19 protein-coding genes and 1 pseudogene are annotated in these 23,915 nt (G+C 75.0%); 12 read left to right on the forward strand and 8 right to left on the reverse strand.

From position 1 onward, the window contains the following. Positions 1 to 74: 74 nt before the first annotated feature. Both IE251_RS16705 and IE251_RS16710 read left to right on the forward strand, forming a co-directional pair. Positions 75 to 983: pseudogene (locus IE251_RS16705) on the forward strand (DUF1996 domain-containing protein); the annotation flags it as partial. A 165-nt stretch (positions 984 to 1,148) separates the two neighbouring features. Then, positions 1,149 to 1,781, forward strand: coding sequence for a GNAT family N-acetyltransferase (locus tag IE251_RS16710; RefSeq protein WP_189753760.1), 633 nt, complete (start codon positions 1,149 to 1,151; stop codon positions 1,779 to 1,781). Positions 1,782 to 1,804: 23 nt separating this feature from the next. On the opposite strand, the gene IE251_RS16715 is transcribed toward IE251_RS16710, so the two are convergent. Further along, complete coding sequence (locus tag IE251_RS16715) at positions 1,805 to 2,530, reverse strand: lipoprotein (RefSeq protein ID WP_189753761.1); 726 nt, start codon at positions 2,528 to 2,530, stop codon at positions 1,805 to 1,807. Positions 2,531 to 2,600: 70 nt separating this feature from the next. Then, the gene (locus tag IE251_RS16720) at positions 2,601 to 3,257 is read right to left on the reverse strand and encodes a class I SAM-dependent methyltransferase (RefSeq protein ID WP_189753762.1); all 657 of its coding nucleotides are present in this window, start codon (positions 3,255 to 3,257) and stop codon (positions 2,601 to 2,603) included. A 95-nt stretch (positions 3,258 to 3,352) separates the two neighbouring features. On the opposite strand from IE251_RS16720, the gene IE251_RS16725 reads away from it, so the two are divergent. Together IE251_RS16725 and IE251_RS16730 are read left to right on the forward strand one after the other, a co-directional pair. Then, complete coding sequence (locus tag IE251_RS16725; RefSeq protein WP_189753763.1) at positions 3,353 to 3,811, forward strand: flavodoxin family protein; 459 nt, start codon at positions 3,353 to 3,355, stop codon at positions 3,809 to 3,811. 2,814 nt (positions 3,812 to 6,625) lie between these two features. Beyond that, positions 6,626 to 7,375 (forward strand): bestrophin-like domain, encoded by a 750-nt coding sequence (locus IE251_RS16730; protein ID WP_189753764.1) that lies wholly within the window; start codon positions 6,626 to 6,628, stop codon positions 7,373 to 7,375. Here the strand turns inward: IE251_RS16730 and IE251_RS16735 are convergent. Then, positions 7,357 to 8,352 carry an acyl-CoA desaturase gene (locus IE251_RS16735; RefSeq protein ID WP_200692206.1) on the reverse strand — a complete coding sequence of 332 codons (996 nt, stop codon included), beginning with the start codon at positions 8,350 to 8,352 and terminating at the stop codon, positions 7,357 to 7,359. The genes IE251_RS16730 and IE251_RS16735 overlap by 19 nt on opposite strands. Before the next feature lie 237 nt (positions 8,353 to 8,589). Here IE251_RS16735 and IE251_RS16740 point away from each other — a divergent pair, with 237 nt between their 5' ends. Then, positions 8,590 to 10,758: an acetoacetate decarboxylase family protein gene (locus tag IE251_RS16740; RefSeq protein WP_189753766.1), complete on the forward strand. Its 2,169-nt coding sequence runs from the start codon at positions 8,590 to 8,592 to the stop codon at positions 10,756 to 10,758. A gap of 26 nt (positions 10,759 to 10,784) precedes the next feature. Then, entirely contained in the window at positions 10,785 to 11,045 is a 261-nt protein-coding gene (locus IE251_RS16745; RefSeq protein ID WP_189753767.1) for a hypothetical protein, read from the forward strand. 11 nt (positions 11,046 to 11,056) lie between these two features. Here IE251_RS16745 and IE251_RS16750 read toward each other — a convergent pair whose 3' ends face one another. Then, positions 11,057 to 12,676 carry a peroxidase family protein gene (locus IE251_RS16750; RefSeq protein ID WP_189753768.1) on the reverse strand — a complete coding sequence of 540 codons (1,620 nt, stop codon included), beginning with the start codon at positions 12,674 to 12,676 and terminating at the stop codon, positions 11,057 to 11,059. A gap of 105 nt (positions 12,677 to 12,781) precedes the next feature. Further along, positions 12,782 to 14,074 carry a cytochrome P450 gene (locus tag IE251_RS16755; protein ID WP_189753769.1) on the reverse strand — a complete coding sequence of 431 codons (1,293 nt, stop codon included), beginning with the start codon at positions 14,072 to 14,074 and terminating at the stop codon, positions 12,782 to 12,784. Positions 14,075 to 14,194: 120 nt separating this feature from the next. On the opposite strand from IE251_RS16755, the gene IE251_RS16760 reads away from it, so the two are divergent. From IE251_RS16760 to IE251_RS16770, 3 genes are all read left to right on the forward strand, one after another. Beyond that, entirely contained in the window at positions 14,195 to 14,869 is a 675-nt protein-coding gene (locus tag IE251_RS16760) for a lysophospholipid acyltransferase family protein (protein WP_189753770.1), read from the forward strand. 180 nt (positions 14,870 to 15,049) lie between these two features. Beyond that, positions 15,050 to 16,297 carry a beta-ketoacyl-[acyl-carrier-protein] synthase family protein gene (locus IE251_RS16765; RefSeq protein WP_189753771.1) on the forward strand — a complete coding sequence of 416 codons (1,248 nt, stop codon included), beginning with the start codon at positions 15,050 to 15,052 and terminating at the stop codon, positions 16,295 to 16,297. Positions 16,298 to 16,324: 27 nt separating this feature from the next. Then, the gene (locus tag IE251_RS16770) at positions 16,325 to 17,368 is read left to right on the forward strand and encodes an acyl-CoA desaturase (RefSeq protein WP_189753772.1); all 1,044 of its coding nucleotides are present in this window, start codon (positions 16,325 to 16,327) and stop codon (positions 17,366 to 17,368) included. On the opposite strand, the gene IE251_RS16775 is transcribed toward IE251_RS16770, so the two are convergent. Next, a complete protein-coding gene (locus tag IE251_RS16775) occupies positions 17,337 to 17,975 on the reverse strand; it encodes a GNAT family N-acetyltransferase (protein WP_189753773.1) in 639 nt (212 codons plus the stop codon). The genes IE251_RS16770 and IE251_RS16775 overlap by 32 nt on opposite strands. Positions 17,976 to 18,695: 720 nt before the next feature. On the opposite strand from IE251_RS16775, the gene IE251_RS16780 reads away from it, so the two are divergent. From IE251_RS16780 to IE251_RS16790, 3 genes are all read left to right on the forward strand, one after another. Beyond that, positions 18,696 to 19,571 carry a Sco1979 family transcriptional regulator gene (locus IE251_RS16780; protein ID WP_189753774.1) on the forward strand — a complete coding sequence of 292 codons (876 nt, stop codon included), beginning with the start codon at positions 18,696 to 18,698 and terminating at the stop codon, positions 19,569 to 19,571. Positions 19,572 to 19,669: 98 nt separating this feature from the next. After that, on the forward strand, positions 19,670 to 20,482 hold the full coding sequence (locus IE251_RS16785) for an SAM-dependent methyltransferase (protein ID WP_189753775.1): 813 nt from the start codon (positions 19,670 to 19,672) through the stop codon (positions 20,480 to 20,482). 308 nt (positions 20,483 to 20,790) lie between these two features. Next, the gene (locus IE251_RS16790) at positions 20,791 to 21,294 is read left to right on the forward strand and encodes a hypothetical protein (protein ID WP_189753776.1); all 504 of its coding nucleotides are present in this window, start codon (positions 20,791 to 20,793) and stop codon (positions 21,292 to 21,294) included. Between the two features lie 63 nt (positions 21,295 to 21,357). Here the strand turns inward: IE251_RS16790 and IE251_RS16795 are convergent, their stop codons facing one another. Next, the gene (locus IE251_RS16795; protein ID WP_229896802.1) at positions 21,358 to 22,506 is read right to left on the reverse strand and encodes a glycerophosphodiester phosphodiesterase family protein; all 1,149 of its coding nucleotides are present in this window, start codon (positions 22,504 to 22,506) and stop codon (positions 21,358 to 21,360) included. A gap of 163 nt (positions 22,507 to 22,669) precedes the next feature. Beyond that, a complete protein-coding gene (locus IE251_RS16800) occupies positions 22,670 to 23,791 on the reverse strand; it encodes a PP2C family protein-serine/threonine phosphatase (protein WP_189753777.1) in 1,122 nt (373 codons plus the stop codon). Positions 23,792 to 23,915 lie beyond the last annotated feature (124 nt).

Raw genomic sequence — 23,915 nt, forward strand, 5'->3', positions numbered from 1 at the left:
CCGGAGCCGGGCTCGTCGCCGCGAACCTCCGCTCCCCGGCGGCCGGGACCCGCGCCGACCGCGTCCCCCCGGTCGGCAACGGGCCCTTCGCCTCGGACTACGCGGACATCACCGCCGTACCGCCGAGGGCACCCGACCCGCCCCCGGGGGCCGGCGCCTCGCGCGGCACCTTCACCTCCGACTGCGGAGTCAACGCCGACCGCCTGTTCAACTCCGACAACCTCATCGTCGCCCCCGGCGTCGCGGGCGGTGCCCACCACGTCCACGACTACATCGGCAACCAGGCCGTCGACGCCTTCGCGAGCGACGAGGACCTGGCGGGCGCCGGTACGAGCTGCGCGGACCGGGGCGACAAGTCGTCGTACTACTGGCCGGTGTTGCGCGTGCGCGACGGGGAGGAGCGCGACGCGGGAGTCCCGGGCGGCGGCGCGGAGGGCAACACCGGGCGGATCCTCACGCCCAAGGAGGTGACGCTGACCTTCACGGGCAACCCGCGGGGCAAGGTCACCGCCATGCCGCGCCTGCTGCGCATCGTCACCGGCGACGCCAAGGCCCTCGTCAACGGCCCCGGCAACGCCAACGCCTCCTGGAGCTGCACCGGTTACGAGGACCGGCAGCTGACCGACAAGTACCCGCTGTGCCCGCCGGGCAGTGATGTGGTGCGCACCTTCCGGTTCCAGAGCTGCTGGGACGGCCGCGACACCGACAGTGCCGATCACCGCACCCACGTGGCCTTCGCCGCCGAGGACGGTTCCTGCCCGCCGGGCTTCCGGCCCGTTCCGCGGCTGGTGCAGCGCGTCGTCTACGACGTCCCGGCGCCGAGCGTCGCGGACGGCGGCCGTACCGTCCCGCTGTTCGCGCTCGACTCCTTCCCCGAACAGCTGCACAAACCCGTCACCGACCACGGCGACTTCATCAACGTCTTCGACGAGGACCTGATGCGCGAGATGGTCGACTGCCTCAACTCCGGCCGTACGTGCGGGACTTCCGGCTGACTCGGTACGGTGTCGACGTCCGTACGGCCGGCCGCGGCACCGATCCGAGCCCGGATGCTTCGGAATCGCACGCTGCCGGACCTGAGGCGATCGCGCCCTCAGGTCCGGTCCACACCCCTTGTGGGAGCGCTCCCAAAAGATCAGTATGGGGTCATGTCCTTCCCCGACCCGGCCCCCGTGATCCGGCCCTACCGCCCCGCCGACCGGGACGCCGTCGCCGACGTCTGTGTCCGCACCGCGCACCTCGGCGGCGACTCCCGGGCGATCTACCCCGACCCGGTCCTCATGCCGTCCCTCTTCGCCGAGCCGTACTGCCACTTCGACCCGGACCTCGCCTTCGTACTGGACGACGGCACGGGCCGGGCCGTGGGATACATCCTCGGCACCGCGGACACCGAGCGCTTCGTCGCGGACTTCCGGCGCGTGTGGATACCCCGGCTGGCCGGCCGCTACCCCGAGCCCGCCGGGCCGCCGCGCACGCCCACCGAGGAGATGATCCGGCTGCTGCACCACCCGGAGCGGATGCTCCTGCCCGAACTCGCCGCCTACCCCGCCCACCTGCACATCGACCTGCTGCCGCGCTGGCAGGGGCGAGGACACGGCCGACGGTTGCTGCACACCTTCCTGGACGCCCTGCGCGGACAGGGTGTCCAGGCGGTCCACCTGGGCATGGTCACCGCCAACACCCCCGCCCGCGCGTTCTACGACCGGGTCGGCTTCCACCCGGTCCCCGTACCGGACGCCGGGCCCCTCACCTACCTGGGCCGGAGCACGGCCAGGGACTGAGCGCGGCCGTCGGCGTCCGGCTCTCAGGAGAGCTTGAGCGTCTGCTTGGCGAGCTCGAACGCGGGCAGCATCTCGTCGTGTTCCTGGGTGTCCATGCCGCCGAGGTGCAGGACGACCGGGCCGTCGGGCGTGCCGACCGCGAAGGCGCTCTCCTTCTTGGTCTCCTCCAGGGCCTTGTCGGTCGACACGTACTCCACCTCCACGGCCGGGACACCGCCGCCGGTCTTGAAGGAGTGGTACTCCGCCTTGCCGGCGCCCTTCTCGGCGGCGACGAACGCGCGCAGCACGCCGCCCGCGTCGGCGTCGCCGGGCTTGCCCTTCCACACGCGCAGGAAGCCGATGGTGCCGGACGGCTTGGCGTCTATCTCGCAGGCCGCGGTGACCGGCCCCTGCCGGAGCATGGCCGCGGCCAGCTCCGCGGCCAGGTCATCGTCCTCGCCCTGCGAGATCTGGGCCAGCTCCTTCTCGGCGTCGATGGACTTGGGCTTCCAGTCCTTGGCCACGTCGAAGCTGACGGGCAGTTCACAGGCCGAACCGGCCGGGCCGAGGGTGCCGCCGCGAGCCGCCGCCGCGGCCTTCTTCCCCGTGTCCCCGGCCGCCGCCCCCTTGGCGCCCGCCGACGGGTGCGCCGACGCGCTCGCGGACGTCTTCCCGTCGTCGTCCGCCGCCCCCGCGCAGCCGCCGAGCAGCATCGCGACCGCCGCCACGACGGCCGCATGACCGCCGGCTGTCCCCACCCTGACCCGCACTGTAGTCTCCCGTCCGATTCGGAGCCGCAACTCTAGCCGAGAGCACTGACAACGCCGGGCGGAAGGCGGCTCACCGGCCCTCTGGCGGCTGGTCCGGGCGCCGGGCGTGCAGGAACAACTGCGGTTCGGGCGTGGCCCCGGGAAGGTCCGGGGTGTACCGGGAGCACTCCTCGGCCAGCACCGTCAGGCCGGCGCCGGTCACCAGTCCGGTGAACGCCTCCGCGCCGAAACTGGTCACCCGGATCGGCTGCCCCATGAAGACACCCTCGGCGTCCTCCACGTCGAGGGGGACGGTGGCCAGCGCGACCAGGCCGCCGGGCCGTACCACCCGCGCCAGCTTCGCCACGACGGCCGCCTGCTCGGCGCGGGACATCTGGAGCAGCGAGAAGTACGCGCACACCGCGTCGAAGGATGCCTCCGCGAGCGGCGCGTCACGGATGTCGGCGAGCCGGAACTCCGCTCCGGGCACCTGCCGGGCGGCCAGATCCACCATGACCGGCGAGACATCGAGGCCCAGCACCCGGTGCCCGGCCCCGGCCAGCGCCTGCGCGGTCGGCCGCCCCGTCCCGCTGCCCACGTCCAGCACCCTGCTGCCCGGCGCCAGCCGCTCCAGCAGCCAGTCCAGGGACGCCCGGCGCTCCACGGAATCGGCGAACGCCCGCTCGTAGTCCAGGCCCAGCGCGTCGAACACCACGGCGGCCGGCGTCCGGCCGTCCTCCTCGGTCACGGCGACTCCTCTCCCACCCCGGCGGAGCGTCCCTCGCGCCGCCCGGCGCCGCCCGCCGTTTGCGCCCGCGGCGGACGCACGGCAGGGTGCCGGGTGTGCCTACCCTGTTGATCGTCCATCACACCCCGTCCCCGAACTGCCAGTCGCTGTTCGAAGCCGCCGTGTCGGGTGCCACCACACCGGAGATCGAGGGCGTCCGCGTCGTACGCCGGGCGGCCCTGGCGGCCACCGCCTCCGACGTGCTGGAAGCCGACGGGTACCTGCTCGGCACGCCCGCCAACCTCGGCTACATGTCCGGCGCGCTCAAGCATTTCTTCGACCAGGTGTACTACCCCTGCCTGGACGCGACCAGGGGCCGGCCCTTCGGCTACTACGTCCACGGCGGCAACGACGTCACCGGTGCCGTGCGCGCCATCGAGACCGTCACCACCGGCCTCGGCTGGCGCCGGGCGGCCGACCCGGTGACCGTCACCGGTGAGCCGGGCAAGGCCGACACGGAGGCGTGCTGGGAACTGGGCGCCACGGTCGCGGCGGGACTGATGCCCGGCGGCTGAGCGGTGGCCCGGGCGGTCGCCCAGTCGCCGGGCGGCGGTGCGGGGTGCGCCGGTTTCCGCCGCGCGGCCACCGGAGTGATCCTTGTGCGATTGCGTCCGGCGACCGGCGTGGGCCCGAACTCGCCTTGAATTGCTCTGTTAGTCATATTTATGTGGTTATCGGATCACTGGTCGGGTGCGGACGGGCCGTCGGGACACGGCTTCCCGCGGTGCTGCCCCTGCTCATGGCCGTGTCGGCCGGAGCGGTGGACCGCGCCGTAGCCGACGGCGCGGGCAGCCACGGGCTCGCCCTGGAGGTCACCGTCAACACCAGGCCCGGCACGGGGGCGACCCGGCCCGGCGTCCGCGTCGGACACCCGCTCGTGAAGACGTACCGCCTGATCAACCGGACCGGGGCCGACCTCTACGACGTCCGGGTGAGCGACCCGGGCCTGCCCGACGCCGTCATCCGCTGCCCCGGCGGCGGCGATCACCTCCGCATGCTCCGCGGCCTCGACTCGGTGACCTGCACCGCGCGGTCCACCGCGCGCGAGGGCACATGGATCGCGGACGTCACGGCCGTCGGCCAGGTCCCCTCCCTCGGCTACGAGTCCCGGGCGTCGGCCCGCTCCGGATACACGGGCGTCGGCGGCCGGCTGTCGCTGACCGAGACCGTGACGACCGGCGGTGAAGTCCCCGACGGCGCCCTCCTCCTCGGCCGGGCCACCGTCTTCTACGACGTCACCAACACCGGCAACCGCACGGTGTACGACCTGCGGCTCACCGACCCGGTCCTCCAGCCCCCCGCCATCGTCTGCGCGACGGGCGACGACACCGTCCCGAGCCTGGAACCGGGCATCACCGCGCGCTGTGTGGCGACTGTCGAACGGCCCCCGGGGGAGTACCTCAGCGAAGGGCACGTCAAGGGCACCGACCGGCTCACCACGCTCCGGCCCGACGGCTGCCCGGAGTGGCCCCCGAAGCTCAAGGCATGGGCGACCGGCGGGTTCACGCTGTACCCGCCTCCGCCTCCGCCACCCCCTCCGCCCCCGCCACCGGTACCCCCGACGCCGACTGCGGTCCCCGTTCCGCCCGCCCCGACCCTCGTCCCCGTACCCCCACCGGCCCCGCCCGTCCCTGCCCCGCCGCCTCCTGCCCCGCTGCCACCGCCCCCTGTGCCGGTGTCGCCTCCCGTGCCGGTGCCGCCCGTCGTGCCTCCGGTGCTGCCCCTTCCGCCCGGTGCCGTCTTCCCGCCGCCCCCGCCGCTGCCGCCACCGGGCGCGCCCGCCCCCGGCGCGCCCGCCCCCGGTGTGCCCGCCCCCGGTGTGCCCGCCCCCGGTGTGCCCGCCCCCGGCGCGGTCGCGGGGGCTGCGGGCGCGGCTGCGGGTGCCGGTGCCGCCGCTGGTGCTGGGGGTGCGGGAGCGGGGGTGGGTGCTGCTGCCGGAGCCGGAGCCGGAGCCGGAGCCGGAGCCGGTGTGGGTGCCGGGGCCGGTGCGGGTGTGGGTGCCGGGGCCGTTGCCGGGGCCGTTGCCGGGGCGGCAGCCGCGGGTGCCGGCGCGGGAGTTGGAGCGGCAGCCGGCGCGGTGGCAGGTGCGGGTGCGGCTGCGGGAGCGGGTGCGGGCGCCGGGGTGGCTGCCGGTGCCGGTGCCGGGGTGGCTGCCGGTGCCGGTGCCGGTGCTGCTGCTGGCGCTGGCGCGGGCGTGGGCGCGGCGGCGGGTGCAGGTGCTGGGGGAGCAGGGGCCGGTGCTGCTGCGGGTGCGGGTGCCGGCGGCGCAGGTGCGGGGGTTGGAGCTGCCGCGGGTGTGGGCGCGGCTGCGGGTGCCGGTGCCGGTGCGGGTGCCGCCGCCGGAGCAGCAGCCGCTGGCGCCGGTGCGGCCGCCGGTGCTGGGGCGGTTGCCGGAGCCGCGGCGGGTGCCGGTGCGGCAGCTGGCGCAGCCGCCGGTGCCGGTGCTGCCGCAGGCGCTGCCGCGGGTGCGGCGGCAGGAGGGGCCGCGGCTGCCGGTGGTGCGGGTGCGGCGGCCGGCGGGGGAGCGGCGGCGGCCGGAGGAGCAGCGGCGGCGGCAGGCGGGGGTGGCGGGACCGCTGCCGGTGGTGCCGGAGCAGCCGCCGGCGGAGGAACCGCGGGAGCGGCGGCCGGTGCCACGGCCGGCCAAGGCGGAACCACCACCGGCCAGGGCCAGACCACCGGAGGCCAGAGCACCGGTGGCCAGGCCACGGGCGGTCAGGCAACCGAAGGCCAAACCGCCGGGGGACAAGCCACCGGCGGTCGGACGACGGGTGGTCAGACCACGGGCGGCCAAGCCACCGGAGGCCAGGCGACCGGAGGCGAAGCAGTCGGCGGTCAGGCCACCGGGGGACAAACCACCGGCGGTCAGACGACGGGCGGTCAGGCCACTGGCGGCCAAGGCCCCGGAGGCCAGGCGACGGGAGGCCAAGCCACCGGAGGCGAAGCAGTCGGCGGCCAGGGCACCGGCGGCCAGGGCACCGGCGGCCACGCGACCGGAGGCCGGTCCACCACCCCCACAGGCCCCCGTACCCCCTCTCCCTCGCCTTCCGCCCCCTCCATCATGTCCCGGTTCATGCGGCCCGGGGGCAGGCCGACCGGACTCGGTCTGCTTGCCGTGCTGTTCCTGCTGCTGATCCCCGCCGCCCTCGCCGCCGCGCTGCTCGGCTCGCGGCGCATCGGCAAGTAACCCCCAGTCCCCAGTCGCCCCCCGACCCCCAGACATCCCCCAGTCACTCGCCGGCCCTCAGCCACCCCCCAGCCCCAGTCACCCCCGCCCCCGCCCCCGGCCGGGACATCGAATCGAGACGAGACGACAGGAGACCGCGCCGATGATCGAGACCTTCGCCGTCGTTCTGGGGATCGCCGTGGTCGCCGCGGGCGCCGTGCTGCTCCGGCACCGCTTCTGGCCGCCCGCCCCGGACGAGGAACCCCGCGAGGACGTCGCCGAGTACATCGCCATGATGGTCAGCGTGCTGTACGCCCTCGTGCTCGGTCTGTCGATGGTGGCCGTGTGGGAGGCGCGGTCCGCCGCGGAGGACCATGTGCAGGCGGAGGCGAGCGCCGCGCACCAGATCCGGCTGCTCTCCGCCGGGCTGCCCGCGCCGGCGGGCGAACGGACCAGGGAAGCCGTCGACGCGTACGTGCACCACGTGGTGTCCGAGGAGTGGCCCGTCATGGTCGCCGGGCAGCCGCCGGACCGGCACGGCTGGGACCTGCTGAACGACCTGAGGTCGGCGGGCCAGATCCCCGCCGGCGCCAGTCCCGCCCAGCAGGCCACGCTCCAGGAGACCCTGGCCCAGCTCAGCGTGCTGGACGACGCCCGGCGCGGCCGGGAGGCGGATGTCGGCGACACCCTGTCACCCGTGCTGTGGTTCGGGCTGATCGTCGGCGGCCTGCTGACCGTGGCCTTCATGTTCATGTTCGGCGTACGGCGCAGCGTCACCCATGTGGTGATGGTGATGGGCCTGACCGCGCTCATCACCTTCACCGTGTTGCTGGTCTACGGGCTGAACGAGCCCTTCAACGGCATGTTCGCCGTCGACTCGTCCTCGTTCTCCCGTTATTTTCCCGGCAGTTGACGGTGCGGCGCCCGGTGGCCGGCGGCGTCCGCGTCCAGCCGGGCGGTGATCCGCCGCGGGTCCGGCCAGCGCGCGTCGTACGCCCAGCCCCAGCGCTCGAACCGGGTGATCAGCCACGCCGTGAGGTCCGGCTGGCCGCGCAGCCCGCCGTGCCGGGCGCTGTTGGGGTCGGCGTGGTGGAGGTTGTGCCAGCCCTCGCCGAAGGTCAGCAGGGCCACCCAGGGCACGTCCCGGGACTGGTCGCGGGTGCGGTAGTGGCGCGGACCGAAGGCGTGCGCCACGGAGTTGACCGACCAGGTGACATGGTGCACGACGGCGTACCGCACCAGGCTCGCCCAGAAGAAGGTGACCAGCGCGGACCGTACGTCCTGGGCGACCGCCAGGACCAGGGCCGGCGGCAGCGCGAGCGAGACGGCGACGGCCAGCGGATAGCAGCGGTCCAGGCGGCGCACGTCCGGGTCGGCGAGCAGGTCGGGGGCGTAGCGGGGGTAGTGGGAGCGGACCGGTGAGGAGGCGAACCAGCCGACCTGGGCGTGCCACAGCCCCTTCAGCAGGGCCCGCCGGGTGGTGCCGTACTTCCACGGCGAGTGCGGGTCGCCCGCCCGGTCCGCGTACTGGTGGTGGCGCCGGTGCTCGGCGACCCACATCGTCACCGGGCCCTCCATGGCGAGGCTGCCCGCGACCCCGAGGGCGATCCGCAGCGGACGTTTCGCCTTGAACGACAGATGGGTGAAGTGCCGGTGGAAGCCGGCGGTGATGCCCATGATGGACAGCGCGTACATCCCGGCGCCGAGGACCGCGTCGTACCAGCGCGGCCCCCAGCCGCCGGCCAGGGCGACAGGCAGTGCCAGCGCCAGCACGGCCAGCGGGCCCACCACGAGGGTGAGCAGATAGCCGGTGCGCAGCGGCAGACCGACCGGGACGGTGTCGGGGAGCGGGGCGCGCGGGCCCTCCGGGTGTTCGGGGGTCACGGTCACGGTGTGTCTCCCGCGCGGCGGGGCGGGGTGGTGCAGGGGGTCATGGGCGGCGATTATGCGCCGACCAGGCGGCCCCGGCGCACCAGGCTCGGCGCGCGGCGCGGCCCCCGCGGGCATCCTCTACCTGGATGGATGAAGGTGCGGGCGCGGCGCCGCTGGCCGACCATGGGAGCCGGGACCGTGCCCGCCGGCGCGGCCCCGGCTCCGCCCCATGTCACCGAGCCGAGGGAGCGTCGGATGCGAGCGGACGGCACCGCACCCGGACGGCCCGCGCCGGACGGCCGGGAGGACAGGGAACTGCTGCGCCGGTGCGCGCGGGAGGTGGTGGACGTCGCCGAGGGCATCCGCGCGGTCTCCGCGCGCACCAGCACCGCGCTGTTCACCCCGGCCCTGACCGCCTCCGCGCGCCGCCGCCCGCGCACCGGCCTGCCCGCCCAGTGGGCCCTGCTGCGCGCCCTGACCAACAAACACGGTCTCGGCGGCTCGGCGATCACCGCGCCGAAGGGCATGGGCCACGTCCTCGGCACCGCCGGCGAGGTGCTGGGCCGGGAGAGCCTGGCCGCGCTGGTGGCGGTCACCTCGCTGCGGCTGCGGATCGCCGCCGTGCTGGTCGACCACCCGGAGTTCGTGCGCGATCCCGGCATGCGCCGGCTGACCGAGGCCGTCACCGCCGACAAGGACCTGGCGGCCGTACGGTCCCTGCGGGCCCTGTTCCGCGACCAGGGGGCCCAGCGCGCGCTGTCCGGGCTGGCCCCGCTGATGGCCGAACTCCTCGCGATCCGGGCCCTGCTGGACGAGGACCCGTACAACGACGAGACCGGCTGGGCGCTGGCCACCGGCCGCGAGCTGTCCGCCGACCCGCTGCACGGCGTCAGCGCCGCCCGCCTCGCGGGCCTGGACCAGGGCGAGGGAGCCGCCGAGGCCGTCGGCCTCACCGACCAGGAGCGGCAGGTCATCGCCACGAAGGGGTCGTTCCTCGGCTTCCTGCGCAACATCGAGACGCTCTCCACCAACGGGCGGATCCTGCTGCAGAACGTGCGCGGTCCGGACGGCGTGGTCCGCTACGTCCTCCAGGCGCCCGGCATGGCACCGGGCCGCCCCCGCACCGACTCCCCGCAGGACTTCGTCGGCGCCTGGCGCAACCTGTTCATGCCCGACTCGCCGTACACCCGCGCGATCCTGCTAGCCCTGCGGGACTACGGCATCCCGCGCGGCGCCGACCTCGCGCTGATCGGGCACAGCGAGGGCGGGATCGCCGTGATGAACCTCGCCCAGAGCGAGGAGTTCTGCCGCACCTACCGGGTCACCCACGTCGTCGCGGTCGGCTCCCCGGTGGACAACAAGAAGCCCGCCGACCCGCGCACCTGGGTCGCCAGCATCACCAACCAGCACGACATCGTGCCCGTCCTCGACGGCCGGGGCGCGGGCTCCGCGTTCGACCCGCACCCGAACTGGTACGAGGTCGACTACACCGGGCCCACCCACGAGTTCCCGCTGTGCCACATGCTCCACGAGTACATCGAGCACCTGCGCACCGTCGTCCCCGAGGCCCGCGAACGCGTCGACGAGGCCCTCGCCCCCTACCGCGGCCCCGTCGTGCGCACCCAGGCCTACCAGCTCAAGGACCGCGCCAACCCGCCCGAGGGCTACCCCTTCCTCACCCTGCCCACCACCTCGCTGCCCACCACGGCCGGCCCGGTCGACGTGCCCGTGCGCTACTACGACTCCTCCGCCGCCCACCTGTGCTTCGCCGTCGACGCGGACACCGCCCGCGGACTGCTGCCCGGCGTCACCTGGATGACACCGAGCCGGCTGGGCCGACGGGCGCTGGCGGTGCTGTCGCTGTACGAGCACCGCTGCACCACCATCGGCCCGTACACCGAGATCGCCCTCTCCGTGCTGGTGGACGACCTGTGGCGGCCCCGCCCCTACGACGTGGCCCTGGACCTGCTGCGCCGGGTCGACCTGCGCCGCACCGGCCGGTACGTCGTCTCCCTCGCCGTCACCAGCGAGGAGGCGCGGGCCGTCGCCCGGGAGATCTGGGGGCAGCCCGCGGTCCGGGCGAGCGCCGAGGCCAGGCTGACCGGCCGGGACCTCGCCGTCCGCTCCCCGGAGCTCGGCCTCGCCGTCGACGGCCGCCTCGGGCCCGGCGCGCGCTGCCCCGAGGCCGACTGGATCCTCTACGGCCGCCGGGGCGAGAGCACCATCCGCACCCTGGTCCGGGCCCACGGCGGACTGCGGCTGCACAGCGGCGGCGGCATCCGGCTACGGCTGGACACCGGGGCCGCCGAACCCCTCGCCGGCCAGCTGCGCCGGCTCGGCATCGCCACGGCCCGCCCCCGGCTGGTCCTCACCTGCCCCCAGTTCATGCTCCACCGCAGCGCCGGCGCCGTCCTGCCACGCTGACGCCCCCACCCCCACGGGAGCCCGCCATGGTGACCGAGTCCCCCGACCGCACGTCGTACGATGCCGAACTCCTCGACCGCGCCGAGGCGTTGCGGTCGGACGCCGAGCTGATGGACGAGTACGCCCGGCGGCTGCGCGCCACCGCGGACACCCTCGTCGGCTGCCCGGCGGCCCCGGAGTGGAGCCGCCCCACGCTGGAGCGGCAGGCCGCCGCCTGCACCACGGCGGCGGAGCAACTGCGCACGGCCGCCGAGGCGTTGCGGGCCCACGCGGGTGCGGGGGACTGAACCCGCCCGGCTCAGGCCGCCGCGGCCCGGGCGTCCGCCGCGCTCCGGCCGAGCGAGACCACGTAACGCCCCTTGTCCTCCGGCAGGTTGCGGTGCACCAGGTCGGAGAAGCTGCGGGTGTGCCGGATGATCTCCCAGCCCTCGGGGGAGAAGGTGGCGGGCCCGAACAGGCGGGGAGCCAGCAGCGGGTTGTTCAGCGCCTCGGAGAACGCGTCGACGGAGATGATCCGTTCGAGCAGCCGGCCGAAGATCGCCCCGGGCTCCGGCTCCTCCGCGAACAGCCCCACGTGCAGATCGATCGCGTCCACGTCGCCGTACACCTCCATCAGCGCCCGCTGGACCCGCGAGTCGCCGGAGATCTGCCCCGGGTCGGTGACCCGGGGGAAGCCGTAGTAGGCCCGGTAGTCGTTGTACGGGGCCAGCCGCAGCTCCCGGCCGACGGCGACGCTGCGCTCCTCGATGGGCAGCAGCAGCGGGTCGGTGTTGAACAGGCCGGACAGACCGGCCGGCTGCCGGGACAGATCCTGGAACAGCGGGCCGAGGCCCCGGTCCAGGACCAGTTGCCCGTTGGCGACGGTGTGCGCGAGCGGCACCGGCCGGCCCGCGATGGTGTACGTCGACGGGATCAGGCTGTGCCAGCGGTAGACGAGGCTGAACTCGATCGTCGCCCGGTTCTCCCGGTGCCACACCCCCCGGTCGGTGCGCACCGGATCGAGCACGAAACCGAAGTGGTACGGCGTGATGTGGTTGATGTACTCCTCCAGCATCACCCGGATCATCAGCACGATCAGCGTGTTGCGGGTGGTCTGGAAGAGCCGTTCGTCGTCCCAGTCCGGGTGCGCGTCGGCGAGCAGCCCGGCGACCCTGTTGTGCTCGCGCAGGAACAGGACGTTCAGCGCCATCGGCCCGATGTGCGCGTGCGCCCGCTCCCCGCCCCACGCGAACAGCGTGTCCACGAACTCCTCGGGGACCTCCTCGAACCGCACCGGCCGGATCGCCCGGAACTCCTCCCTGATCCGCCCGTCCTCGCACAGCGCGGGCGGGAACTCGCCGCCGTCGACGATCCGGCTCTTCAGCCGGCCGCCCCTGAAGGCGCGCAGACAGGCGGTGACCTCCTCCCGGTCGCCGTAGAGCTGGCACATGTCCAGGGTGTGCGGCGAGTCGGTGCGCCGCGGGTCGCCGGTGGCCGCGTGACCGCGCAGGAAGCCGTCGGTGAACCACTGCGCGAACGCCGGCAGCAGCGCGCTGGACCGGGCGCAACGGCGGCCCTCGCCCTCGCGCCGGAACAGCTCGGCCACCCGCTCCGGGGCGGGCAGGTCCCCCCGCCGCCCGGTCACCGGCGGCAGCTGCCGGCCCACCCAGGACCGGTCGGTCAGCGAGTCCCAGGAGGTGTACGGGGCCTTGGTGCTCAGCGGGTTGGGGCGCGGCGGCGCCTTGAGCACGGCCAGGTCGATCAGCCGGGAGTTGAGCCTGCGGTGCAGCCACCGGCTGCGCCGGGCCGTCTGCCAGGCCCGGCCGTAGTGGGTCAGCAGATGTGTCTCGAAGCGGTTGCGCAGCCCGTCCCGGGACCTGTCCCTGGCCCCGGTCCAGGGCGGCGTCCCCTCCTGCGGCGGTCGGGACGTGACGGTCATCGGTCCTCCGGTCGGTTCACGGATCGGTCGGTTCACGGATCGTCGGTGCGTGGATCGTGCCGGTTCACGGGGGGGCCGGTGCGCGGCCCGGGCCGGGGCCCCGGGTCAGGGCGCGGGCACGGCGTCGCGGCCGGAGCGCACGGTGTAGTGCTGCGGGAACGGGGTGCCCGCGTAGTCCAGGGCGCGTTCGGCTCCGGGCAGCGGGCGCACGCCGGGGCGCAGCAGCACCCGCCGCACCAGCTCGGGCACGATGACCCGGGCCGCGTACCGGCCGACGCAGTCGTGGGCGCCGTAGCCGAGGACGAGGTTGTGCGCGGGCGGGCGACCGGGCCGGAACTCGTCCGGCGCGTCGAGCACCTCCTCGTCGGACATGGCCGACGCGAAACAGGCCAGCACCACGCTCCCCGCCGGGACGAGCGTCTGCCGCCCGGTGCCCGCGGCCAGCAGATGGTCACGCACACACAGCCGGGGCGTGACCGGCACGAACGGGTGGAAGCGCAGCGCCTCCCACACATAGGAGTCGAAGCGTGACGGGTCGCTCTCGCCCGCCGCGCGCTCCGCCTCCGCCAGCACCTCGGGACGCACGGCGAGTTCCTTCAGCGCGGTGGCCGTGCACTGGGTGGCGTTCTGCTGATAGCCCGACAGATAGCCGACCAGGTTGGCGTTGACCCGCTCGTCGTCGAAGCCGTATCCGGCGGGCAGCCGGGTGCTCAGCATCCGGCCCAGCACATCGTCCGGGCCGTCGTCGCCGGGCGCGGCCCGGCGGCGGGCGATCACCTCGGCGACCCGGTCGTGCAGTTCCCGGCCGGCGGCCACGCCCGCCGCGTGGATCTCCGGGTCACGACCCGGGTTGATGGCGAACGCCCACTGCATCCGGCGCGTGCAGGAGTGCAGCGTCTCCTCCTCGATGCCGGTGAAGCCCAGATAGGCGACCGCGACCCGGGCGGCGGCCAGGCGGGCGTAGTCCTGGACGAGGTCGAAGGTGTCCGCGCCCCGGCCGACCGCCTCGTCCAGCACCTCGTCGGCGATCCGCGCGGTGAGTTCCCGCACCCGGGGCGCGTCCTCGGCGGCGAGCATCAGCTGCCCGTACCCGCGCTCGCGCCAGTGCACGTCCGCGCCGTCCCGGGCGAGGATGAACGGCCCGCCGAGCACGTCCTCCAACGCCGGGCCGAACACCCCCACGGTGAACGTCTCGGGCGCCGACAGCACCTCCAGGACATCGGGGTGCCGGGTGACGAACACACCGATGGGCGTGGCGAACACCGGCCGGTGGGCGCGCAGCTCGGCGAACAGCTCCGCCCTGCCGGCCGTCATGGCCCGCCGCAGCAGCGCCACCCGCTGCGGGACGTCGTCCTGGGGGAGCGCGTCGTACGCGGCGAGGAAGTCCATGCCGGTCATTCAGCCACCGGCCCCCGGCCGCCGCACGCCGGACGGGCATTCGGGGCAGAGGGGTGCGGGCGGGCGGCGCGCGGGCGACGATGGGCGTCCGGGGGGGGGCGCGGCGGAGAGGAGTGCCCGATGCTGTCGGCGTGGGCCGGGGCACTGGTGCCCGTATTCAGCGACACGAGCGTGACCGGCACCGGCCACCTGGCGCGGCCGCCCGGCACCGGACGCCTCCTCGCCGCCAACCACACCTCGTTCTTCGACCCGGTCCTGCTCCTCGGCACCCTGCACCGGCTCGGTGTGCGTCCCGCCGTGCTGGCCACGGCCGGACTGTGGCGGGTGCCGCTGCTCGGCCGGGCCCTCACCCGGGAGGGCCACGTACCCGTGCACCGGGGCAGCCGGCGCGCCCCGGACGCCCTCCGGCACGCCGCCGACGCCCTGGCCGCCGGACGGGACGTGCTCATCTACCCCGAGGGCGGCCTGCCCGGTTACCGTGCCTCCCACGACCGCCCGCCCGGCCGCCTGAAGTCCGGGGCGGTCCGGCTCGCGCTGTCCACCGGGGCGCCGGTGATCCCGCTCGGGCACGCCGGCGCCCGCCGGGTCTCCTCCGGCAGCCGCGCCAAGCAGCTCGCCGGCTGGGCCACCGCGCCGCTGCGCCGCCCCCGCGTCCACGTCCACATCGGCCCCGCCCTCCGCCTGGACACCTCCGACCACCCCGTGACCGCCCTGGAAACCGCCCTCGCCGAGGCCTGGTCGACCGCGGTCCGGGCTTTGGGGGAGGGGGCGGGCGGGGCGAAGGGGAGCGGCTGATCCGACGGGGCGGGCACCGCATCGCCCGGCCGGTCCCGACGGGCAGGCACCGTATCGGCGCGCCACGCAGGCGGATCCGCTCGCCGCGTTCGCGCATCCGAGTGGTAGCGCGCCCCATCCCCGGCCGTACGAGCTGTCGTGGCGCGGGGCCGGCCCGTCCGGTCCGGATAATCACCGCTCATGCAACAGGTGCACACAGGCGCGCCCCGGGCCCCGGTCGCCGTCACCGGACTCGGCCTGATCACCCCGGCGGGCATCGGCCGGGACGCGGCCTGGGCGGGACTGTGCGCGGGGCAGTCCACCGCCGCCGCCGACCCCGCCCTGGCCGGACTGCCGGTGGCCTTCTCCTGCCAGGTCCCCGGCCTGGACGCGCCCGCCCTGCTCGGGCACCGGCTGGCCCGCCGGCTCGACCGGTTCACCACCTTCGCGCTGCTCGCCGCCCGCGAGGCCGTCGCCGACGCCGGGCTCGCCCCGGCCGACTGGGACGGCACCCGGGTGGGCGTGGTGATGGGCGTCGGCACCGGCTCCATGCAGGGCTGGCAGGCCGAGTTCGACCGGCTCGCCGCCGCCGTCCCCGAGCGCGTCTCCCCGCTGGCGCTGCCGCGCAGCGTGCCCAACATGGCCGCCGCGGAGATCGCCCTGGACCTCGGCGCGCTCGGCCCCAACATGGTGGTCAGCACCGCCTGCGCCTCCGGCACCAGCGCGCTGGGCCTCGCCCGGGACTGGCTGCTGTCCGGCCGCTGCGACCTGGTCCTGGCCGGCGGCAGCGAGTCGGCCCGGCTGCGGATGACCGCCGCCTGCTTCGCCCAGATGCGCGCCCTGTCCCGCCGCGCGGACAGCCCCCACGCCGCCTCCCGCCCCTTCGACCGGGACCGGGACGGCTTCGTCCTCGGCGAGGGCGCCGCCGTCCTCGTCCTGGAACGCACCGCGGACGCCCGCGCCCGGGGCGCCCGGCCCCAGGCACTGCTCGCCGGGTTCGGCGCCTCCTGCGACGCCCACCACTTCACCGCCCCGCACCCCGACGGCGACGGCGCCGCCCGCGCCCTCGGCGCCGCCCTCGCCGACGCCGGGCTGGGCCCCGAGGACATCGACCACGTCAACGCGCACGGCACCGCCACCCCGCAGGGGGACGCCGCCGAACACAACGCGCTGCACCGCGTCTTCCGCCGCCCCCCGCCCGTCACCGCCGTCAAGGGCACCATCGGGCACGCCATCGGCGGCGCCGGAGCCATCGAGGCGGCCTGCACCGTGCTCACCCTGCGCCACCAGCTGATCCCGCCCACCGCCAACCTGGACACGCTCGATCCGGCGATGGACCTGGACATCGTCACCAAGGTGCCCCGGCCGCACCGGATGGCGGCCGCCGTCAGCAACTCCTTCGGGTTCGGCGGCCAGAACGCCGTACTCGCCTTCACCGCCGCCGGCTAGTCCGCCCGGACGGAAGAAAGGGCCGTCATGTCCTTGGAGATCTCCGACGCCGCCCCGCCGGCCGCGGCTCGCGGCCGGTCCCGGCCCACCGGCGAACAGCTGATGATCGGCGTCTTCGTCGCCGTACCGTTCCTCGCCCTGCTCGCCGCGGTCCCGCTGGCCTGGCGGCACGGGCTCAGCCCCGTCGACCTCACGCTCGCCGTCGCCTTCTACCTGGTCAGCGGGCTCGGCATCACGGTCGGCTTCCACCGGCACTTCACCCACGGCTCGTTCAAGGCCCGCCGGCCGCTGCGGATCGCCCTCGCGCTGGCCGGCAGCCTCGCCGTGCAGGGCCCGCTCATCACCTGGGTGGCCGACCACCGCAAGCACCACAGGTACTCGGACCGGGACGGCGACCCGCACTCGCCCTGGCGGTACGGCCACTCGCCCCGCGCCCTCGCCAAGGGCATGCTCTACGCCCACGTGGGCTGGCTGTTCGAGACCGAGCACGCCTCACCCCGCGCCTACGCGCCCGACCTGGTCCGCGACCGCGCCCTGATGCTGGTCTCCCGGCGCTTCGGCCTGCTGGTGCTCGCCTCCCTGGCCCTGCCCGCCCTGCTCGGCGGGGCGCTGACCCGGTCCTGGCAGGGCGCCCTCACCGCGCTGTTCTGGGCCGGACCGGTCCGGATCTGCCTGGTCCACCACGTCACCTGGTCCATCAACTCCATCTGCCACGCGGCCGGTTCCCGCCCGTTCCGCAGCCGGGACCGCTCGGGCAACGTGTGGTGGCTGGCCCCGCTGTCCTTCGGCGAGTCCTGGCACAACCTGCACCACGCCGACCCCACCAGCGCCCGGCACGGCGTGCTCACCGGGCAGCTCGACGCGAGCGCCCGGCTGATCCGCTGGTTCGAGCGCCTCGGCTGGGCCTACGACGTGCGCTGGCCGGACCACCGCCGCCACGCGGCCCGGCGCGAGCCGGACGCCGACAGCCGGGCCGGGGGAGACCGGGCCAGGGCGGACCGGGACCGGGGAGAAGGGTCCGGGGCGGGCCGGGCCGGCGTCAGCGGACCCGTTCGGCCGCCGCGCGGGTGAGATGACGGCGCGGCCCGGAGCCGCCCCGGGCCCGGCCCGGGCCGGCCTCGGACGCGTCGGTGAGCGGCCGGACGAAGAGACTGACGCTGGCCTCCTCCGCGAAGCCGTTGCGGCGCATCAGCTCGGCGGAGGCGGTGTTGCGCCGCTCCACGTCCGTGACCACGCACACCGCGCCGGCCTCGGCCAGTCGCGCGCAGCACTCCCGCACCAGCCGGGAGGCCGCCCCGCGCCCCTGGTAGTCGGGGTCGACGGCGATCCACTCCAGGTAACCCCAGTCGGCGCGCTGCTCGAAGGACAGCGAACCGAGCACGAACCCGGCGACCCGGTCCCCGTCGAGCAGCACGAGACAGGCCGGGTCCGGTGCGTCCAGATGCCCGGCGACCGCCGACAGCGACCAGCCGGTGTAGGGCATCGCCTCGGTGTCGTACACCCGGTGACCGAGGTCGAGTACGGCGGCCAGGTGCTCGAAGCCGAGCGGGCGCAGCGTCAGCTCACCGGCGGGGGAGCCGGGCGGGGACGTCGGCGCCGACGGGTCCTGCGGGGCCGGAGTGGCGGTGGGGCCGGTGGAGGCCGGAGCGGCGGTGGGATCGGTGGGCGTGTCGGCCATGAGCACTCCCTTCGGGGCGGCATTTCGCAGCATATGTCCGCTCCGCCGACCGGGCACGGCCGGTACCCCCGCCTCCCGGCCTCGGACCGGCCCCGGCGCCGCGGGGGAGAGGCGGTTCAGGGGAAGGCGGCCCGGGGTGCGGGGAGCCCCGGAGGCGAGCCGGTCGGGGCCGCAGAGCCCAGGGAGTCGACCAGGACACTCGCCTCCGGGTGGTTCACAGGGCGGGGCACCGTGCCCGCTCCGCCCGGCGGCGGCGCGGTGCCCGCGTGCCGGGGCGGCACGCTCGCCCCGCCCGGTGCCGCCGGCCGCCGGCGGGACCGGGTGCGGCCCCCGCCGCGCGGGAGCGGTCCGCGGCGGCGGGTGGCCGGCGGCCGGGCGGGGGAGCCGTCGGGGGAGAGGACGGAGTCATCGCCGTACGCCTTTCGTCCGGCCCCGTGCGCGAAGTCGCGGCCGACGGACCGGCCGTCCGGGCGGCGCATGCTCGCGCCACCTGCGGAAAGGCCCTGCCGGCGGCCTGTCTTGCCCGGACCGGACGTGCCGCCTGCTCCGTGGGTCGGGCCGGAGCAGCGGGACCACTCTGGCACCTGCCAACCAGGCATCGCAACCGGCAAGTTGAAATTTGCAAGTGGCGAAGTGCATGCTGCATCCGACGGAACGTGATCGAATGGGCCGGGAGCCGATCCGCCTGCGCGGACGGCCGAAGCCGACGAGGGGGTGGGCGTGACCGTGGAGACCGAGTGGGGCGGCGCGCCCTCCGTGCTGCGCATGATCCTCGGCAGACGGCTGGAGGAACTGCGCACCCGGGCCGGCCTCAGCTTCGCCGAGGCGGGCGCGGCCATCGGGGTCAGCCACTCCACGATCCGCCGCATGGAGGCCGCCAAGGTGGCCCGGCTGCGGCTCGCGGACGCCGAGAAACTCCTCCAGGTCTACGGCGTCACGGACCGGGAGGAGGTCGACACCTTCCTGCAGTCCGTGCGCGAGGCCAACAAGCGCGGCTGGTGGCACACATACCGCGATGTCGTGCCCCACTGGCTGCCCGCCTACCTCAGCCTGGAGCAGGCCGCCGTGCAACTGCGCGGCTACGAGAACCAGTTCGTGCACGGCCTGCTGCAGACCGAGGACTACGCCCGCGCCCTGCTCACCGCGTCCTACCCGCACGCCCCCGCCGAGATCACCGAACGCCGGGTCGCGCTGCGCACGCGCCGCCAGAAGCTGCTGACCGGGGCCGAAGCGCCGCGGCTGTGGGTGGTGATGGACGAGACCGTGCTGCGCCGGCCGGTCGGCGGCCCGGAGGTGATGCGCGCGCAGATCGACCACCTCATCGAGCTGGGCCGGCTGCCCAACGTCACCGTGCAGGTCATGCCGTTCGCGGCCGGACCGCATCCCGCGCTGTGGGGCGGCGCCTTCCACCTCTTCCGGTTCCGCGCCCGCGAACTGCCCGACATCGCCTACCTCAGCGGCCTGGCCAGGGCCGAGTACCTGGACAAGCCCGACGAGGTGGTGGTCTACCGGGAGGCCCTGGACCGGCTGAGCGCCCAGGCGCCGTCCGCCCGCAAGACCGAGACCCTGCTCGCCGGGCTGCGCGAGGAGTGGTGAGCCGCCGACCGTATCCGCCCGTCGCACCACCCCGCGCAACCGCCCCCGCGCGTGCCGACGCGAGGGCCCGACCCCTGACCCGAATGGGAGACACGGCGTTGCCCGACAACGGATGGCCGGCCGACCGGATCGACACCGAGAACGCCCACTCCGCCCGCATCTACGACTACATACTCGGCGGCAAGGACTACTACCCCGCCGACAAGGAGGCGGGCGAGGCGATGACGCGGGAGTGGCCCGCGTTCCCGGTGCACATGCGGGCCAACCGCGACTTCATGAACCGCGCGGTGCGCCGGCTGGCCGAGGACGCGGGTGTGCGGCAGTTCCTGGACATCGGCACCGGCATCCCGACCTCGCCCAACCTGCACGAGATCGCCCAGGCCGTGGCCCCCGAGTCCCGGGTCGTCTACGTCGACAACGACCCGATCGTGCTCACCCTCTCCCAGGGCCTGCTGGCCAGCGCGCCCGAGGGCCGGACCGCGTACGTGGAGGCCGACTTCCGGGACCCGGCGGCCATCCTGGGCGCCCCCGAACTGCGCGAGACGCTGGACCTGAGCCGGCCCGTCGCCCTCACCGTCATCGCGATCGTGCACTTCATGCTGGGCGAGCACGACGCGGTCGGCGTGGTGCGCCGGCTGCTGGAGCCGCTGCCCTCCGGCAGCTACCTCGCGATGTCCATCGGCACCGCCGAGTTCGCCCCCGCCGAGGTGGGCCGGGTCGCCCGCGAGTACGCGGCCCGCGGAATGCCGATGCGGCTGCGCACCCTGGCCGAGGCCCACGAGTTCTTCGACGGCCTGGACCTGGTCGAGCCCGGCATCGTCCAGGTGCACAAGTGGCACCCCGACGACGGCGCGCAGGGCGTCCGGGACGAGGACGTCGCCATGTACGGCGCGGTGGCCCGCAAGCCGTGACAGACCCGGGGCCGGGGTCCGACCCACCTCCCGGACCCCGGCCCCGCCCCTCGTCGTACGACACGTACGACGGACCGTACGGCGGGCCGGGCGGTCGCCGCACCCGCGACGACCGGAAGACAGCCCCCTGGCACGAGCCCCGGCAGGACCGGGGCAACCCGCCCCGCCAAGACCGGAACAACCCGCCCTCGGCGGGACCGGAGGAAACCACCCCCCGACCACGGAACCGGAACGCCCGGAAAGCGGTCTTAGAGACCGTCGAAGGCCGGGATCGGCCCGGTCACGAAGAATCCGGGGGAACGAGACATATGTCCGAGCGCAGCCGCAAGACCCTCCTCACCGCCACGGCCCTCGCCGCCGGCCTCACGCTGGCCGCCGTCACCCCCGCCCTCGCGGGCGGCGCCACGAGCCACACCCCCCGCGCCACCGCCGCGCCCGCCACCGCCCAGGGCGACCCGCGCGGCGTCACCCAGCACGTGGCCGACTTCTACGGCGCCTACATCGACGCCGTCTGGGCCGCCGACGACCCCACGGCGGCGGCGAGCGCCAAGGCCCTGCGCGGCTTCTACCTCTCCGCGGAGGCCCGGAAGGCGGTCACCGCCTACGAGCGGCGCGAGCACGCCGACGGCATCCTGTTCGCGCAGAACGTGCCGGTGAAGTGGAAGGTGACCTACACGGGTTCCGGCGCCGGCCACGCCACCAACCGGGTCACGCTCACCTGGGGCGACGGCCCGCACGCCGAGGTCAGCCGGATCGACGTCCGGTCCGACCTGAAGACCCTGAAGATCACCGGCCTCAGGCCGGCCGCCTGACCCGGGCGCGGGCCCCGCCCCGCCCCATTCGGGGCGGGGCCCGCGTTCCGCCTGCCCGGCGCGTCAGGCGTGGCCGTGCGGGTGGTACGAGCGCGGCAGCCGCATGCCCCGGTCGGCCATGATCCGCCGTACCCGGTCGGGGTAGTCGGTGATGATCCCGTCGACGCCCAGGTTCATCAGCGCCTCCACGGTCGCCGGGTCGTCACAGGTCCACGGCACCACCTTCAGCCCCCGGGCGTGCGCCTCGGCGACCATGGCCGCGTCGGAGTAGAACCGGAAGCCCGGGTCGCCGACCTTGCCGCTCTGCGGGAAGCCGTAGTTGGGGGAGAGCGTGGTGACGCCGGGCAGGGTCGCCGCCGCCCGGACGAAGTCACCGCCGTAGTCGTCGGCGTCGATCCCGCCCAGCCACGGGGACGCGCCGGGCCGGCCGACCTGGAGGAAGTCGTAGTTGGTCAGCGCCACCAGCGGCCACCTCGGCGCGAGCCGGTGCATCACCTTCAGCGCGCCCCAGTCGAACGACTGGATGGTGACCTGCCGCTCGATGCCCGAGCGGTGGATCTCCTCGTACACCCGGCGCACGAACACCTCGCGCGGCGCGGTCTGTTCGGGCGCTCCCGCCTCCACCTTGGTCTCGATGTTCAGCTTCACGCCCCGGGCGCGGTAGCTCTTCACCAGGCCGAGGACGTCCTTCAGCTCCACCATCCGGAACCCCTTGACGACCTCCTGCCCGGGGAAGCCGGGCAGTTGCCGGTAGCCGCAGTCCAGCGTCTTGATCTGAGCCAGCGTCAGATCCTTGATGTACTTGCCCGCATAGGGGTACATCGGGTCGCCGGGCGTGAGCGGGCCGGTGTCCCGGCACTTGACGCCGCTGATCTGCCGGTCGTGGTTGACGACCACCCTCAGGTCCCGGGTGATCTGGGTGTCCAGCTCCAGCGTGGACACCCCGAGCCGCAGCGCCTTGCCGAAGCCCTCCAGCGACTCCTCGGTGGTCAGGCCGAGACCGCCGCGGTGCGCCTGGAGGTCGAAGCGGGCCGACGCGGGTCCGCCCGGCGCCGCGTGCGCGGCCACCGGGGCCAGCAGCGCGGACAGCAGGGCCGGGCCGGCGACCAGGGGCCGCGCGAGGCGTCGCAGGGACGGACGGCGCGGGAACGAGGGGCGCAGGGGCAGGTGCCGGGGGAACGGGCGTCGCAGGAACGGGTGTCGTACCGACATCGGGAACCTCACTCGGGTCTGAGCGGGCGGGGGAGTCCGCCGCCGGGCGCGGGGCGGATTCTCGCAACGCCGCGCGGGGCCGGCCACCCTCCGGGCTGAACACCACGGCACGGACAGGTGAACGCCCCCGCCGTCCCGGCCGGGGGTACGCGCGCCCGGGCGCTCACCCGTGGTGGCGGCGGCGTTCGGCGGTGGTGCGGTGTACGGCGATGAGTGCGGCGTCGTCGCCGAGCCGGCCGCCGGCGTGGGCGAGCAGATCGCGCCGCAGATGGTGCATCAGCGCCTCCGGGCCCTCCCCGGTCCACCGCGCCACCCGGTCGGCGAGCGGATAGAACCGGCCCCGCGCGTCCCGGGCCTCCACCACCCCGTCGGTGTACAGCAGCAGCGTGTCGCCCGGCTCGAAGGAGAACTCGTCCAGCGCGTGCTCGACGCCGTACTGCACCCCGAGCGGCGGCGAGGGGCGCAGGCTCGGGGCCGTGACGACGTGGCCGGGGCCCAGCAGCAGCGGCGGCGGATGGCCGCAGCTGGTCATCCGGGTGACCGCCTCGTGATCCGGGATCTCCACGAGCAGCGCGGTGGCGAACCGCTCCCCCTCCTCCTCCGGGCGGTCCAGCTCGGCGGCGTAGCGGGTGATGCTCTGGTCCAGCGTGGTGGCCAGTTCCGTCAGCGGGACGCGCCGGTGCGCGCTCTCCCGGAAGGCGCCGAGCAGCAGCGCCGCCTCTCCGATGGCGGGCAGCCCCTTGCCGCGCACGTCCCCGATCAGCACGCGTACGGCGCCGTCGCACCGGGCCGCCGCGTACAGGTCGCCGCCGATCTGCGCCTCGTCCTCGGCGGCCAGGTACAGGGAGGCGATGCGCACCGCGCCGATCCGCTCGGGCAGCGGCCACATCAGCACCTGCTGCGCGGCCTCGGCGACCGTGCGGACCCGGGCCAGCTGGGCCTGCCGGCGCATCCGCAGGGCGCTGTAGAGGACGGTGAGCACGACCAGCACGGTGAGGGTGATGATCTGGACGATGTGGTTCGTGGTGCCGATCCCGCCGTGGGTGGCGCCGAGGAAGACCTGCGCGGCCACCGCGAGGGCGCCGACCGCCGCGGTGGTGCGGGGGCCGGCGAAGGAGGGGGTGAGCGCGGGGGCGATCACCAGCGCCGGCCCGAGGTGCACGTCGTAGGGGGCCCGCATGTCCACCACGGTGATCATCACGATGAGCGCGACGGGCAGTACCAGCAGCGCGCGGGCCGACTGCCACGGCTGCCGCGGCCGCGCGCGACCGAGCCGGGATGTCATGCCTCCCAGCGTGCGCCCGAGGTGCTTGAGACGCACGTCACACCGGCGGATTTGGAATCGGACATTCCGGGTGGCTCTTCGGTTCCCGAATGTCGGACGCTGATCGCTTTGCCTTCATGAAGTG

The organism is Streptomyces eurythermus (genome assembly GCF_014649115.1).
Lineage (GTDB): Bacteria > Actinomycetota > Actinomycetes > Streptomycetales > Streptomycetaceae > Streptomyces > Streptomyces eurythermus.

Excerpts from the sequence above, each read along its gene's own strand:
- IE251_RS16710 (WP_189753760.1), top strand. The coding sequence starts at position 1,149 with ATGTCCTTCCCCGACCCGGCCCCCGTGATCCGGCCCTACCGCCCCGCC.
- IE251_RS16730 (WP_189753764.1), top strand. The coding sequence starts at position 6,626 with ATGATCGAGACCTTCGCCGTCGTTCTGGGGATCGCCGTGGTCGCCGCG.
- IE251_RS16740 (WP_189753766.1), top strand. The coding sequence starts at position 8,590 with ATGCGAGCGGACGGCACCGCACCCGGACGGCCCGCGCCGGACGGCCGG.
- IE251_RS16745 (WP_189753767.1), top strand. The coding sequence starts at position 10,785 with ATGGTGACCGAGTCCCCCGACCGCACGTCGTACGATGCCGAACTCCTC.
- IE251_RS16750 (WP_189753768.1), bottom strand. The coding sequence starts at position 12,676 with ATGACCGTCACGTCCCGACCGCCGCAGGAGGGGACGCCGCCCTGGACC.
- IE251_RS16755 (WP_189753769.1), bottom strand. The coding sequence starts at position 14,074 with ATGACCGGCATGGACTTCCTCGCCGCGTACGACGCGCTCCCCCAGGAC.
- IE251_RS16760 (WP_189753770.1), top strand. The coding sequence starts at position 14,195 with ATGCTGTCGGCGTGGGCCGGGGCACTGGTGCCCGTATTCAGCGACACG.
- IE251_RS16765 (WP_189753771.1), top strand. The coding sequence starts at position 15,050 with ATGCAACAGGTGCACACAGGCGCGCCCCGGGCCCCGGTCGCCGTCACC.
- IE251_RS16770 (WP_189753772.1), top strand. The coding sequence starts at position 16,325 with ATGTCCTTGGAGATCTCCGACGCCGCCCCGCCGGCCGCGGCTCGCGGC.
- IE251_RS16775 (WP_189753773.1), bottom strand. The coding sequence starts at position 17,975 with ATGGCCGACACGCCCACCGATCCCACCGCCGCTCCGGCCTCCACCGGC.
- IE251_RS16790 (WP_189753776.1), top strand. The coding sequence starts at position 20,791 with ATGTCCGAGCGCAGCCGCAAGACCCTCCTCACCGCCACGGCCCTCGCC.
- IE251_RS16795 (WP_229896802.1), bottom strand. The coding sequence starts at position 22,506 with ATGTCGGTACGACACCCGTTCCTGCGACGCCCGTTCCCCCGGCACCTG.
- IE251_RS16800 (WP_189753777.1), bottom strand. The coding sequence starts at position 23,791 with ATGACATCCCGGCTCGGTCGCGCGCGGCCGCGGCAGCCGTGGCAGTCG.